Here is a 14,524-nt window from a genome sequence, read left to right on the forward strand (position 1 = left end):
TATCGGGTGGAGCTGTTCAGGAGTGTTCAGCGGACCGTCGTTCGCCCCGTGCGCAGAAGTGACGTCGGCGGCCGGGGTGTCCTTCTGACTCGATTCTTTACATCCAGGTTTCCGGCTGGCTACCGTCTGCGCCTGGAAGCGCTCCCAGATCGCTGGCTCCCTACGGACAAAGGAGTTCCGCAGCCATGCGTTCCTCTCCCCGATGGCGCAGAACGCGCCGCTCGCGCGGCCTGGCCCTGGCCACCGCCGTGGTCGCGGCCGCCGCCGCGCTGATCGCCCCACCACCGGCGCTCGGCGCCGATGTCGCCTGTTCCGTCACCTACACCACCAACGACTGGGACTCCGGGTTCACCGCCAACGTCTCGCTGCGCAACGACGGCTCGCCGCTCGACAGCTGGAAGGTCGGCTGGACCTTCCTCGACGGCCAGAAGGTCCAGCAGGGCTGGAGCGCCACCTTCGCCCAGACCGGCGCCGCGGTCACCGCGTCGAACCTGTCCTACAACGGCCACCTCGGCACCGGGGCGAGCACCAGCTTCGGCTTCAACGGCTCGAAGGGCTCCGCCAACCGGCCGCCGGCCGACTTCTCCGTCAACGGCACCGCGTGCACCGGCGCCAACAAGGCCCCGACCGTCACCCTGACCGCGCCCACGTCCACCGGCACCTACTACGCCCCCGCGACGATCCCGCTCGCCGCGACCGCCGCGGACAGCGACGGCACCGTCAGCAAGGTCGAGTTCTACGCCGGCGACACGCTGCTGGCCACCGACACGGCCGCGCCGTTCGAGGGCAGCTGGGGCAACGTCCCGGCCGGGACGTACTCGGTCACCGCGAAGGCCTACGACAACAAGGGCGCGAGCACGTCGTCCAGCCCGGTCAGCGTCAAGGTGCTGTCCGGTCCCACGATCGTCGCCACCCCGGCGACCGCGCAGGTCAAGCAGGGCGGCACGGCGACGTTCGCCGTCAGCCTCGCCGGCGCGCCGACCGCCCCGGTGACCGTCGCCGTCGCGCGGACGGCGGGCAGCACCGACCTCACCGCGAGCCCCACGAGCGTCACCTTCTCGACGACGAACTGGAACACCCCCCAGAACGTCACCGTGACGAGCGCCGACAACGGGGGAGCGCTGGGCAGCGCCACCTTCACCGCGAGCAGCTCCGGCTACACCGCGGCCACGGTGACGGTGAACGAGATCTCGTCGTCCACTTCGGACTACCAGCTCGCGTTCCTCACGCAGTACAACAAGATCAAGGACCCGAACAACGGCTACTTCCGCAAGTTCGGGAACATCCTGGTGCCCTACCACTCGATCGAGACGCTCATCGTCGAGGCGCCGGACCAGGGGCACGAGACGACGTCGGAGGCGTTCAGCTACTACCTGTGGCTGGAGGCGTCCTACGGCCGGATCACCGGTGACTGGGCCCCGTTCAACCAGGCCTGGACGTCGATCGAGACCTACGCGATCCCGTCCGCGGCCGACCAGCCGGGCAACTCCGGCTACAACGCGAGCAAGCCGGCGACCTACGCGGCCGAGTACCCGAGCCCGAAGCAGTACCCGTCGCAGCTGCAGTCGAACGTCTCGGTCGGGGCCGACCCGATCGCGGCGGAGCTGAAGGCGGCCTACGGCTCGGCGGACGTCTACGGCATGCACTGGCTGCTCGACGTGGACAACATCTACAAGTTCGGCCACTGCGAAGACGGCACGAACACCGCGCCGGCGTTCATCAACACCTTCCAGCGCGGTTCGCAGGAATCGGTCTGGGAAACGGTCACGCAGCCCAGCTGCGACGTGCTGAAGTTCGGCGGCAAGAACGGCTACCTCGACCTGTTCACCGGCGACTCGTCGTACGCGAAGCAGTGGAAGTACACCAACGCGCCCGACGCGGACGCCCGCGCCGTGCAGGTGGCCTTCCAGGCCGAGAAGTGGGCGGCCGCGCAGGGCAAGAGCGCGGACGTTTCGGCGGTCGTCAAGAAGGCGTCGAAGATGGGCGACTACCTCCGGTACTCGCTGTTCGACAAGTACTTCAAGAAGATCGGCAACTGCGTCGGCGCGTCCAGCTGCGCCGCGGGCACCGGCAAGGACAGCGAGCACTACCTCGTCTCCTGGTACTACGCCTGGGGCGGCTCGATGGACTCGTCCAGCGCCTGGGCGTGGCGGATCGGTGACGGCGCGGCCCACCAGGGCTACCAGAACCCCTTGGCCGCGTACGCGCTTTCGGCGGACCCCGGCCTGAAGGTCACCTCGGCCACCGGCGCGAGCGACTGGGCGACCAGCCTCGGCCGGCAGCTGGAGTTCCTGCAGTGGCTGCAGTCGTCCGAAGGCGGGCTCGCCGGCGGCGCGACCAACAGCTGGGAAGGCCAGTACGGCACCCCGCCGTCCGGCACGCCGACGTTCTACGGGATGTTCTACGACCAGCAGCCGGTCTGGCACGACCCGCCGAGCAACCAGTGGTTCGGCTTCCAGACGTGGGGCATGGAGCGGATCGCCGAGTACTACCAGGCGACGAACGACGCCCGCGCCAAGAAGATCCTCGACAAGTGGGTGCCCTGGGCGATCGCGAACACCACGGTCGGGGCCGGCGGGAGCTTCCAGATCCCGGCGGACCTGGGCTGGAGCGGCGCGCCGGACACCTGGAACGCGACCAGCCCGGGCTCGAACACGAGCCTGCACGTCACGGTGAAGAACTACAGCAACGACGTCGGGGTCGCGGCCTCGCTCGCCAAGACGCTGCTCTACTACGCGTCCGGGTCGAGCAACGCCCAGGCGAAGACGGTCGGCGAGCAGCTGCTGACCGCGCTGTCGGCGAACACCGACACCCAGGGCATCGCGGTGCCGGAGACCCGGACGGACTACAACCGGTTCGACGACGCCTACAACGCCACCACGGACCAGGGGCTGTACGTCCCCACCGGCTGGACGGGCACGATGCCGAACGGCGACCCGATCAACTCCAGCTCGACGTTCGGATCCATCCGCTCCTTCTACAAGAGCGACCCGCAGTGGCCGAAGGTCCAGGCCTACCTGGACGGCGGCGCCGCGCCGACGTTCACCTACCACCGGTTCTGGGCGCAGTCGGAGATCGCCACGGCGTTCGCCGCGCACGTCGCCCTGTTCGGCTGAAAGGCACTCGATGAAGCGACTGCTCTCGTTGGTGGTCGCCGCACTGGTCGGGGGCGCCGTTCTCACGGCGTCCCCGGCCGCCGCGGCCCCCGCCCCCGCACTTTCACGTGAAAGTGCCCACCTGGGGTCCGCACTTTCACGTGAAAGTGCGGCCTCGGGAACCGGGACGGGCTACTGGCACGCCAGCGGTTCCCAGCTCGTGGACGCGACCGGTGCGCCGGTGCGGATGACCGGCGTCAACTGGTTCGGCGCCGAAACCGGCAACTACTCGCCGCACGGCCTGTGGAGCCGCAACTACAAGGACATGCTCGACCAGATGGCGAGCCTCGGCTACAACACGCTGCGGCTCCCGTACTCCAACCAGCTCTTCGACAGCGGTGTCAAGCCGACCAGCATCGACGCCGTCCAGAACCCGGACCTGCAAGGGCTTTCCGGCCTGCAGGTGCTCGACAAGATCATCGCCTACGCCGGCACCAAGGGCATGCGCGTCATCCTCGACCAGCACCGGCCGGACTCCGGCGCGCAGTCCCCGCTCTGGTACACCAGCGCCTACCCCGAGAGCCGGTGGCTGTCGGACTGGACCATGCTGGCCCAGCACTACAAGGGCAACACCACGGTGATCGGCGCCGACCTGCACAACGAGCCCCACGCCATCCAGGGCGGCGGGGGAGCGTGCTGGGGCTGCGGCGACACCGCGACCGACTGGCGCCTGGCCGCCGAACGCGGCGGCAACGCCGTCCTCTCGGCCAACCCCGACTGGCTCGTCATCGTCGAAGGCGTCGACTGCGTGAGCGGCACCGGCGACCCGCAGTGCGGCTGGTGGGGCGGGAACCTGTCCGGGGCCAAGCAGTTCCCGGTGCGGCTGTCCAAGCCGGACAAGCTCGTCTACTCGGCGCACGAGTACGCGACTTCCGTGTTCGCGCAGCCGTGGTTCTCCGACCCGTCGTTCCCGGCTAACCTGCCCGCACTGTGGGACCACTTCTTCGGCTACCTGCAGAAGCAGAACATCGCGCCGGTGCTGCTCGGCGAGTTCGGCAGCACGCTGGCCGACCCGCGCGACAAGACCTGGCTGCAGGAGCTGATGAAGTACGCCGGCACCGGGCCCACCGGGATGAGCTTCACGTACTGGTCGTGGAACCCGAACTCGGGCGACACCGGCGGCATCCTCAACGACGACTGGACCACGGTCAACCAGGTCAAGCAGGGGATCCTGCAGCCCTACCTGATCCCGCCGGTGGGTTCCGGCGGCGGGACGACCGATCCGCCGCCCGCGGTGAGCTGCTCGGTCACCTACCACGTCGACAACACGTGGCAAGGCGGGTTCGTCGCCTCCGTGACCCTCAAGAACACCGGGACCGCGCCGCTGAAGACCTGGGCGCTCGGCTGGACCGAGCCTTCGGGGGTGCAGATCACCGGGGGCTGGGGCGCCACCGTCACCCAGTCCGGGCAGCAGGCGACCGCCAAGGCGCCGACCTGGGCACCCGACCTCGCCGGCGGCGCTTCGACGTCGATCGGCTTCCAGGCGACCGGCGCCTCGACCGGCTCGCCCGGCGGCTTCGCCGTCGGCGCGACCGCGTGCACCACCTGACCCCGTCCACCGAACACGAAGGAGCACACTCGATGAGGAGTGAATTCTGGTCCCCGAAGAGGAAAGTGCGGCTCGCCGCGGCTTCCTCGGTGACGGCCGCCGCGGTCGTCGCGGGGCTGCTGGTGGCCGGCGGCAGCCCGGCGACCGCCGCCACCGGGTGCAAGGTCACCTACACCACCAACCAGTGGGACACCGGCTTCACCGCGAACCTCGCGGTGACCAACCTCGGCGACGCCCTCACGAGCTGGGACGTCCAGTGGGACTTCGCCGGCAACCAGCAGGTGCAGCAGGGCTGGAGCGCCACGTTCAGCCAGAGCGGCAAGCACGTGAGCGCGAAGAACCCGTCGTGGGGCGGCGCGCTCGGCTCGAACGCGACGGCGAGCTTCGGCTTCAACGGCTCGTACTCCGGCACGAACGCCGTCCCCGGCACGTTCACGCTCAACGGCGTCGTCTGCGACGGCAGCACGGGCGGCTCGACGACGACCCCGACGACGCCGACGACCCCCACCACGCCGACCACCCCGACCACGCCCACCGGGCCGACGACCACGCCGCAGCCGGGCACCCACGTGGACAACCCGTACGCCGGTTCGAAGGGGTACGTGAACCCGGACTGGTCGGCCGAGGTGAGCGCGGCGGCCGCGGCCAAGGGCGGCACGCTCGGCGCCCAGATGGCCAAGGTGGCCAACACCTCGACCGCGGTGTGGCTGGACCGGATCGCGGCCATCGAAGGCACGTCGAGCGCGCGCGGCCTGCGCGGGCACCTCGACGCGGCGCTGGCCCAGCAGAGCGGCGGCACGCCGGTGACGATCCAGATCGTCGTCTACGACCTGCCGAACCGCGACTGCGCGGCACTGGCGTCCAACGGTGAGCTGCAGGCGGGCTCGGGCGGCCTGGCCCGGTACAAGAGCGAGTACATCGACCCGATCGCGTCGATCCTCTCGGACGCGAAGTACGCGCCGCTGCGGGTCGTGGCGGTCGTCGAGCCGGACTCGCTGCCCAACCTGATCACCAACACCGCGACGGCCAAGTGCGCCGAAGCACAGTCGACCGGGGCGTACACCCAGGGCATCCAGTACGCGCTGAACAAGCTGCACGCGATCTCGAACGTCTACAACTACCTGGACATCGCGCACTCGGCGTGGCTGGGCTGGGACAGCAACTTCCAGCCGTTCGTCAACCTGGTCAAGCAGGTGCTGCAGGGCACCACGGCCGGGGTGAGCAGCATCGACGGCTTCATCAGCGACACGGCGAACTACACCCCGCTGACCGAGCCGAACCTGCCCGACTCGAGCCTCAACGTCGGCGGCCAGCCGCTGCGGTCGGCGACGTTCTACCAGTGGAACCCGTACTTCGCCGAGGTGCCGTTCGCCACGGCGATGTACAACGCATTCGTGTCGGCGGGCCTGCCGAGCGGCATCGGCATGCTGATCGACACCTCCCGCAACGGCTGGGGCGGCGCGGCCCGGCCCAGCGGCGCGTCCGGGTCCACTGTGGACAGCTACGTCAACTCCGGCCGGGTCGACCGGCGGCTGCACCGCGGCAACTGGTGCAACCAGAGCGGAGCCGGGCTGGGGACGCGGCCGACGGCCTCGCCCGCGGCGCACTTCGACGCCTACGTCTGGATCAAGCCGCCGGGTGAGTCCGACGGCGCGAGCTCGCAGATCCCGAACGACGAAGGCAAGGGCTTCGACCGGATGTGCGACCCGACCTTCCACGGCAGCGACCAGGCGAACGGCGGCAACCTGACCGGCGCCCTGCCGAACTCGCCGCTGTCGGGCAAGTGGTTCCAGGCCCAGTTCGAGGAACTGGTCCAGAACGCCTACCCGGCGGTGCAGTAACGGTTTCCGGGCCGGGCGGTGCCGCGCAGCCGCCGCCCGGCCCGGGCTCCACTCACAGGTCTTTGCGGAAACTCAGCCGGTCCAGGCCCGGCCCGTCGTAGTCGGGCTGGACCGGCAACCCCTCGAACTCCTTCGGCCCTGGTTCGGTGACGAACCCCATCCGGGTGTGGAACGCGTGCGAACCCTTGTTCACCGGCGACGTGATCGCCCGGACGACCGACCGCCCGTTTTCGCGGCTGTGGGCGAAGAAGCGCTCGTACAGCGCCGCGCCCAGGCCGCGCCCGCGTTCGGCGGGATCGACCCCGACGAAGTGGATGTAGCTCTCGGCCGGCCGCGACGGCGAGAGGAACCCGATCAGGAACGCGACGATCCGGTCGTCGCCGGTCACGAGGAAGCTGCTGCCGGTGAAGTGCTGGAACATGAGCTTCGGCAGGAGCAGCGCCCGTTGACGGGACCCTTCCGCACCGCCGAGCCCGCCCCACCAGGTGTCGAGGACGGCGAGCACGGGCAGGTGGTCGTCCGGCCCGGGGCGGCGGACGGCGTGGCCGAGGAGCGGCGCGAGATCGGTCATGGCTTCCACCCTGCCAACCGGCCCGGGCCGAAGCGAGCGGGTTTCGCCTCACGGCACCAGGCGGTGCACCCCCACCAGCACCTGCTGCCAGACCGCGGCCGGGTCGGCGCCCTGCTCGACGGCCTTGAGCCCGGGCGCGATCACCGTCTCCTGGATCTTGCCGTCACCGGGACCCTTGTACTGCGGCTTCCCGACCTTCTGCGCCTGCGCGACGAAGACCTGCCCGCTCAGCGCGCCGCCGAAGTAGCCGTTCATCTCGCTCAGCAGGTCGGGGGAGGTGAAGGCCTCGACCTGGCTGGGGAAGTTGCCGCTGACCCGGAACGCGTGCAGCTGCTGCTCCGGCGCGGTCAGCCAGGCGGCGAGGGCGGCGGCTTCCTTCGGGTGCGCGCTCGCGGCCGGGACGGTCAGGTAGGACCCGCCCCAGTTGCCACCGCCGTCGGGGAAGGTGTCGGTGATCGCCCACTTGCCCGCGTTGCCCACGCCGGCCTGCTGCTCGATGACGCCGAGCATCCACGAAGGACAGACCTTCGTCGCGAACGCGCCCAGGCGCAGGCCGTTGTTGCCGTCGTCGGCGAACGCGGTGAGCCCCGCGGACTGGCCCTGCTTCACGGCGGTGGTGACCTGGTTCCAGGCGTCCCGCAGCGCGGTGTTCGTCTCCAGCGTCGAGTGGTCTTCACGGTCGAGGTAGCCGACGGGGAGCTGGTTGACCATGGCGTTGAAGTTCTGCGCCGCGGAGTCGAACCACGCCTTGCCCTTGGAGCGCTTGACGTACCGCTCGCCCGCCTGGAAGTAGCTGTCCCAGGACTCGAACATCGTCTTCACCGAGCCGGGGTCGGTGGGCAGGCCGGCGGCTCCGAGCAGGTCCTTGCGGTAGCACATGGCGAGCGGGCCGATGTCGGTGCCGTAGCCGACGAGCTTGCCGTCCTTGCTGCGACCGGCTTCGTACTTCCACTCGAGCCAGCGGCCGGGCCGGACGTCGGCGGGCCCGGCCTTCGCCAGGTCGGTGAACTTCCCCGACTGCGCGAGGACGTCGGCGAGGTGGCCTTCCTCGACCGCCTGGATGTCGGCGAGCTCCTGGCCGTTCTGCAGCTTGGCCAGCAGGTCCTGGTGGTACGGTCCGCCCTGCTCGGTGCGGACCTGCCGCACCGTGATCCCGGGGTGGGTGAACTCGTAGCCGGGGATCAGGTCGTCGTAGCCGAACTGCCCGAACGTCGCCAGCGTCAGCGTGATCTTCTCGGGCGTGGCCGGCCCGCAGCCACCGGTCAGGACCAGCAGGACCACCGCGGCGGCGCAGGCCAGCCGTCTTCGGATTTGCTTCATGTGCGCGCACTCCCCGTCCACGATTCACTCCCTCGTGATTGGGAGCGCTCCCGGAGGGGAGTCTCGTTCCGGGTGCGGCGGGTGTCAAGGTGCGCGACGGCGGGTGTCCGGACGGACACCGGGCGAACGGAGGAGCGCGGTGAAGCGGCCGACGATCACTGACATCGCGCGGGAGGCGGGGGTGTCGAAGGGCGCGGTGTCGTACGCGCTCAACGGGCGCCCGGGCGTCTCCGAGGCGACGCGGGCGCGGATCACGGAGATCGCCCGCCGGCTCGGCTGGACCCCGAGCAGCGCGGCGCGGGCACTGGCCGGCGGCCGGACCGGGGCGATCGGCCTGGTCCTGGACCGCGCCCCGGACGTCCTCGGCGTCGAGCCGTTCCTGGTGGCGCTGCTGGAGGGGGTCGAGCGCGAACTCGGGCCGGTGTCGTTGCTGCTGCCGGTGCGCGGGGCGGGGCACCGCAAGGTGGACGGCCTGCTGCTCGCGGGCCCGTCGTGCGCGGTGGCCGCCCCGGGCGTACCCGCGGTGCTGCTGGGCGGCCCGCGGCCCGGGCCACCGGGCGTCCCGTCGGTGTGGGTGGACGACACCGCGGCCGCGGGCGAGGTGCTGGGCTACCTGGCGGCGCTCGGCCACCGCCGGGTGGTCCGGATCGCGGGCCGGGCGGTGTTCGCCGACCCCCGGGCGCGCGCGGAGGCGTTCACTTCGGCGGCGGCCCGCCTGGGTTTCGTGGAGACGGCGACGGCCGACGCGGGCACGGCGGAAGCGGGCGCGGGGGTGGCCCACCGCGTGCTGGCGGTCCCGAATCCCCCGACGGCTTTGGTGTGCGACACGGACGTACTGGCGGTCGCGGCCCTGGCCGCGGCGCGCGAGCTGGGGCTGGCGGTACCGGGCGACGTTTCGGTGGTGTCGTGGGATGACTCGCCGTTGTGCCGTCTGGTCCGTCCGGCTTTGTCGGCGGTGCGGCGGCCGTTGGCGGAGTTGGGTGCGTTGGCGGCGGTGGTGTTGCGGGATTTGCTGGTGGGGGAGGCGGCGGGGGATGTGTGTGCTCCGCGGCCGTTGTTGGTCACTCGGGGGAGTACCGGGCCCGCTCGGCCGTGAAGGCCGCGCCGGTGGACCGGCGCGGCCTTCGTGGACCGTCCACTGCGGATGGTCAGCTGCCCTGGCAGGACAGCGAAGGTTGCGGCGGGTTGGTGCCCGTCGCGTTGACCACCAAGCCGAACGTCGTTTGCCCGTCCGGGGCGATGCGGCCGTTCCAATCGGCGTTGCGGACTGTCACCACCGAACCGGACTGGCTCAGGGTGCCGTTCCAGACGCTGCCGACCGTCTGGCCGGCGGGCAGCGTCCAGCCCGCCTGCCAGCCGTTGTACGCGGACGTGCCGTGGTTCATCACCGTCACCGTGGCCTGGTAGCCGCCGCTCCACGCGTTGGTGATCTCGTACATCGCCATGCACGAGCCGACCGGCGTGGTCGGGGTGGTCGGCGTCGTCGGGGTGGTCGGCGTCGTCGTCGGCGTACCCGGGTTCTTCACGCCGGTGACCTCGCCGTGCCCGCCGTCGAACGTCACGTCCGAGCAGCCGTAGAACGTCTCCGCGCTGTCGGAGCGCTTCCACACCGAATAGATGATGTGCCTGCCGGTCTTGTTCGACGGCAGCGCGCCGCTCCACTTGTACTGGCCCTCGACCGTGCCGACCTGGCCGGTGACCGGCGGGTGGTCGATCGTCAGGAACGGCTGGTCCTCCAGCGAGTCCCAGGTCAGCGGCTGGTTCGGGTTCCAGCCGTCCTTCGTGACGTAGGTGTAGAACCAGCCGGGGTGCGCCGCCCACGCGTTGTAGGAGAAGTCGAACGTCGCCCCGGACGTCAGGTGGGTCAGTGGCCAGTCGCCGACCTGGTCGAAGCCGGCGTAACCCGGGTTGCCGCCGGAGCAGAGCTTCCCGTCCGGGATGAAGCCGCGTGTGCGCCCGGCGCCGTCGGAGCGCAGCACCGCGAACCAGTTGTACAGCGAGTTGGCGCCGCTGGTGTTCACCGCGGCCGAGCAGGCCGGGTTCTGCGGGATGATCTGGCCGGTCGAACTGAGCCCGTCCTGCCAGCACAGGAACGTCCGGCTGCCCGGTTTCATCATCGCGCCGTGCGCCTCGGCCGTGCCGGTGTTCAGCAGGATGGCGGTCAGGCTCGCCAGCAACACGGTGACGGCGGCGAGGATCGTACTTCGTCTCCTGGTCACGTCTGTCCCTTCGTCGGGTAGCGTGCGTCGAAGACTGGGAGCGCTCTCAAGGTCAGGATACGCGGTGGCGGTCACTTCCGGAACAGCCCGCGGTGACCGGGGCGGCCCCCTTGGCCTACGTTGACGGAGGTCGTCGATCACCGAGAAAGGCACAGCGTGGAAAGTCCGTCTCCGGTCCCCGCCTGGGTGCGGGCCGAACCCCTCCGGCTGCTCGGGTTCGCCGCGCGCGCGGCCCACCCCGATGGCGGGTTCGCCTGGCTCGACGACACCGGGCGGCCGGTGCTCGACCGGCCCGTCGAAACCTGGATCACCTGCCGGATGACGCACGTCTTCGCGCTGGCGCAGCTGCAGGGCGCCGCGACCGAGGCCCAGGTCGCCCACGGCGTCGAGGCGCTGACCGGCCTCCTGCACGATCCGGACCACGGTGGCTGGTACGCGACGACAACGTTGTCAGAGAAGCGCGCCTACGAGCACGCCTTCGTCGTCCTGGCCGCGTCGAGCGCGACGGCCGCCGGGGCGGCGGGCGCGGAAGAACTGCTGGCCGAGGCGCTGGACGTCGTCGAACGCCGGTTCTGGGAACCCGGGCCGGGGCTCGTCGCCGACGTCTGGGACCGCGGCTGGACGCGCCTGGAGGACTACCGTGGCGCCAACGCGAACATGCACACCGTCGAGGCGTTCCTGGCCGCCGCCGACGTCACCGGCGACCGGGTCTGGGCCACCCGCGCGCTGTCCATTGTGGACCACCTGGTGCACGGCGAAGCCCGCGCGCACGGCTGGCTGCTGCCGGAGCACTACGACCCGGCCTGGCGGGTGCGCCTCGAGTTCAACCGGGACGAGCCCGCGCACCCGTTCCGCCCGTTCGGCGCGACGATCGGGCACCTCTTCGAGTGGGCGCGCCTGGCCGTGCACCTCAAGCGCGCGCTCGGCGGCGACGCCCCGGACCGGCTGGTCCCGGACGCGGCGGCGCTGTTCGAGACGGCGACCCGGACCGGCTGGGCCGTCGACGGGCACCCCGGCTTCGTCTACACCACGGACTTCGACGGCACGCCGGTCGTGCGCACCCGGCTGCACTGGGTCGTGGCGGAGGCGATCGCCGCCGCGTGGACGCTGCACCAGGAAACCGGCGAGCCGGTCTACCTCCAGCGGTTCGAGGAGTGGTGCGCGCACGCCGAGGCCTGCTTCGCCGACCGGGAACGCGGGTCGTGGCACCACGAACTCGACCCGGAGAACCGCCCGGCCGCGACGGTCTGGGCGGGCAAGCCGGACGTCTACCACGCCTATCAGGCGACGCTGCTGCCCACGCTCCCGCCCGCCGGGTCGTTCGCCGGCGCGCTCACCGCGCGTCGCTAGACTCCCCACGACCCGCCGACCGAGGAGAACCATGTCGCCTTTCGCCGCCGCCGGGAACCGGTACGCGGACATGCCGTACCGGCGGGCCGGACGCAGCGGGCTGAAGCTGCCCGCCGTGTCGCTCGGCCTCTGGCACAACTTCGGGGACGACAAGCCCCTCGACGTCCAGCGCGCGGTGCTGCGCCGGGCGTTCGACCTCGGCGTGACGCACTTCGACCTGGCCAACAACTACGGGCCGCCGCCCGGCGCGGCCGAGGCGAACTTCGGGCGGCACTACGCGGCCGACTTTCGCCCGTACCGCGACGAGATCCTGGTGTCGTCCAAGGCGGGCTACCTGATGTGGGACGGCCCGTACGGCGAATGGGGCTCGCGCAAGAACCTCCTCGCGAGCCTGGACCAGAGCCTCGCCCGCACCGGACTGGACCACTTCGACGTCTTCTACTCCCACCGCCCGGACCCGGAGACGCCGATCGAGGAGACCATGGGTGCCCTCGACACCGCCGTCCGGTCGGGCAAGGCGCTGTACGCGGGCATCTCGAACTACTCGCCCGAGCAGACCGAGGCCGCGCTCGCCGCGCTTCGCGACCTCGGCACGCCGCTGCTCATCCACCAGCCGTCGTACTCGATCCTCAACCGGTGGGTCGAGGACGGTCTCCTCGACACCCTCGACGAGCACGGCACCGGCTCGATCGCGTACTCGCCGCTGAGCCAGGGCCTGCTGACCGACCGCTACCTCGACGGCGTCCCGGCCGACTCGCGGGCGGCCGGCGCGAGCCCGTTCCTCACCCGCGACCGCCTCACCGAGGAGACGCTGGACAAGATCCGCGCGCTGAACGACGTCGCGAAGCGGCGCGGGCAGACGCTGGCCCAGCTCGCCATCGCCTGGGTGCTGCGCCGCGGGCGCGTGACGTCGGCGCTGATCGGCGCCAGCAGCGTCGCGCAGCTGGAGAACACCGTCGCGGCCACCGCGAACCTCGAGTTCACCGACGACGAGCTGGCCGAGATCGACCGGATCGCCGCCCGGTAGCTCAGCAGCCGATCCGCGAGGCGCCCACGGCGACGTCGTCGAACCACAGCGTGTCGGCGTCGCCGGCGTAGCTCTCCCAGCCGAGCCGCAGGTCGGTCACGGCCGGGTGCCAGGACCGCGCGAGCCACTGCTGGTCGACGTCGGCGGTCGGGACGCCGTCGACGACGAGCCCGGGCACTTCGGCCGAACCCAGCCACGTCCGCAGCTGCCCGCCCGCGCCGTCGAGCCGGAACTCGAAGCAGGACCAGGCGCCGGTGGGCAGCGGGACGCTCTGGGCGACCCCGGCCGGGCTCTGCGCGGGCAGGGTGGCGTCGTCGGACTCGCGGTTCCACTGCAGCGCGCGGTTCTGCCCGCCCGCTCGCAGGTCCTTGCCGTCGGTGCTGTCGCGCATCGCGAGGAAGGTGACGTGCCCGGCGGGCAGCGCCGTCGTGTGCCGGACCCAGAACCGCCCGTAGAGCACGCCGGTGCCGCTCACACTGGTGCCGAGGAACGCGTGGTTGCAGTAGCCGCCCTGGCCGGTGACCTTCACCGAGCGGCTGCCCGAGTGCGCCACCGAGGCGTCGACGGTCACCGTGCCGGTGCCCTGGCAGTTCGCCGCGCCGACGGTCCAGCGGCCGCCCGGGGTGCCGCCGGTCTGCTGCTCGAAGTCGTCGCAGAGCGCGGCGTCCGCGCAGCCCGCGGGCGGGGGCGCCGACGTCGTCGTCGTGGGCAAGGTGATGGGCGTCGTGGCGGTCGTCGTGATCGGGGGAGCGGGGTCGCCGCACGCGACGCCGTTGAGCGCGAAGTCCGTGGGATCCGCGCCGCTCCCGGTGCCCTGCAGGCCGAACGACACCGCACCGCCGGCGGGCAGGGCGGCGTTGTAGGGCATGCTTTCCGCGGTGACGGCGGTCCCGGACTGGCGGACGGTCGCGTTCCACGCCGAGGTGACGGTCTGGCCACCGGGGTAGTGCCATGTGAGGGCCCACGAGGAGAGCGCGGTCGCGCCGTTGGTCACGGTGAGGTCGGCGGTGTAGCCGGTCTGCCACTGGTTCACCCGGTACGCGACCGAGCAGGCGGGCGCGGCGGCGGCCGGGCCGGCGGCGAGGACCGCGGTGGTGCCCGCCGCGGCGAGGCAGAGGGCGGCGAGGGCACCGGCGAACCTGCTGGGCATCGGGATCCTCCCGGGACGCGGACAGGGGCGCCGTGGCCTGCACCACGACGCCCCTGGGTGGTGGCCGCGTTCTGGCGAGGCGACCTGGCATGGGAGCGCTTCCAGCCGCCGAAAAAGTAACCCCCGGATGTCGCTCTTGTAAAGCGGGACCCGGACGCGCCGCGATCCGGTGGTCGGTTTTCCGGCGCCGCCGGGCCCGTGCTCGGCCACTGAACGGTACTGAACGGCCGAACCCGTTGTCGGGCAACGGGTGTGCTGATCGCGCTGCGCTACCGCCCCGCGCTCCGCGATGCCGCCGTTGGGGTGGAATCCGGCAATCCGGTTCAAGATCACGACGGGTCC

At 71.3% G+C, this 14,524-nt stretch carries 10 protein-coding genes; 6 read left to right on the forward strand and 4 right to left on the reverse strand.

What is annotated here, in order from left to right:
* The first annotated feature begins 185 nt into the window (after window positions 1-185).
* The 3 genes from MUY14_RS11610 to MUY14_RS11620 are packed head-to-tail and all read left to right on the forward strand — an operon-like array spanning window position 186 to window position 6,545.
* Window positions 186-3,116: a glycoside hydrolase family 48 protein gene (locus MUY14_RS11610; RefSeq protein WP_247022975.1), complete on the forward strand. Its 2,931-nt coding sequence runs from the start codon at window positions 186-188 to the stop codon at window positions 3,114-3,116.
* A gap of 10 nt (window positions 3,117-3,126) precedes the next feature.
* Entirely contained in the window at window positions 3,127-4,704 is a 1,578-nt protein-coding gene (locus MUY14_RS11615) for a cellulase family glycosylhydrolase (RefSeq protein ID WP_247022977.1), read from the forward strand.
* 32 nt (window positions 4,705-4,736) lie between these two features.
* A complete protein-coding gene (locus MUY14_RS11620) occupies window positions 4,737-6,545 on the forward strand; it encodes a glycoside hydrolase family 6 protein (protein ID WP_247022979.1) in 1,809 nt (602 codons plus the stop codon).
* A gap of 52 nt (window positions 6,546-6,597) precedes the next feature.
* On the opposite strand, the gene MUY14_RS11625 is transcribed toward MUY14_RS11620, so the two are convergent.
* Both MUY14_RS11625 and MUY14_RS11630 read right to left on the reverse strand, forming a co-directional pair.
* On the reverse strand, window positions 6,598-7,116 hold the full coding sequence (locus tag MUY14_RS11625) for a GNAT family N-acetyltransferase (protein ID WP_247022981.1): 519 nt from the start codon (window positions 7,114-7,116) through the stop codon (window positions 6,598-6,600).
* A 48-nt stretch (window positions 7,117-7,164) separates the two neighbouring features.
* Complete coding sequence (locus tag MUY14_RS11630) at window positions 7,165-8,436, reverse strand: ABC transporter substrate-binding protein (protein ID WP_247022983.1); 1,272 nt, start codon at window positions 8,434-8,436, stop codon at window positions 7,165-7,167.
* A 139-nt stretch (window positions 8,437-8,575) separates the two neighbouring features.
* Here MUY14_RS11630 and MUY14_RS11635 point away from each other — a divergent pair, with 139 nt between their 5' ends.
* The gene (locus tag MUY14_RS11635) at window positions 8,576-9,532 is read left to right on the forward strand and encodes a LacI family DNA-binding transcriptional regulator (protein ID WP_247022984.1); all 957 of its coding nucleotides are present in this window, start codon (window positions 8,576-8,578) and stop codon (window positions 9,530-9,532) included.
* Window positions 9,533-9,584: 52 nt separating this feature from the next.
* Here MUY14_RS11635 and MUY14_RS11640 read toward each other — a convergent pair whose 3' ends face one another.
* The gene (locus MUY14_RS11640; protein ID WP_247022985.1) at window positions 9,585-10,655 is read right to left on the reverse strand and encodes a lytic polysaccharide monooxygenase; all 1,071 of its coding nucleotides are present in this window, start codon (window positions 10,653-10,655) and stop codon (window positions 9,585-9,587) included.
* Between the two features lie 156 nt (window positions 10,656-10,811).
* Here MUY14_RS11640 and MUY14_RS11645 point away from each other — a divergent pair, with 156 nt between their 5' ends.
* Both MUY14_RS11645 and mgrA read left to right on the forward strand, forming a co-directional pair.
* Complete coding sequence (locus MUY14_RS11645; protein WP_247022986.1) at window positions 10,812-12,005, forward strand: AGE family epimerase/isomerase; 1,194 nt, start codon at window positions 10,812-10,814, stop codon at window positions 12,003-12,005.
* Window positions 12,006-12,036: 31 nt separating this feature from the next.
* Window positions 12,037-13,032, forward strand: a complete 996-nt coding sequence (mgrA, locus tag MUY14_RS11650) for an L-glyceraldehyde 3-phosphate reductase (RefSeq protein WP_247022987.1) — start codon at window positions 12,037-12,039, stop codon at window positions 13,030-13,032.
* Between the two features lies 1 nt (window position 13,033).
* On the opposite strand, the gene MUY14_RS11655 is transcribed toward mgrA, so the two are convergent.
* Window positions 13,034-14,182, reverse strand: a complete 1,149-nt coding sequence (locus MUY14_RS11655) for a cellulose-binding domain-containing protein (protein WP_247022988.1) — start codon at window positions 14,180-14,182, stop codon at window positions 13,034-13,036.
* Window positions 14,183-14,524 lie beyond the last annotated feature (342 nt).

It is taken from the genome of Amycolatopsis sp. FBCC-B4732 (assembly GCF_023008405.1).
In the GTDB taxonomy this organism is placed as follows: domain Bacteria; phylum Actinomycetota; class Actinomycetes; order Mycobacteriales; family Pseudonocardiaceae; genus Amycolatopsis; species Amycolatopsis pretoriensis_A.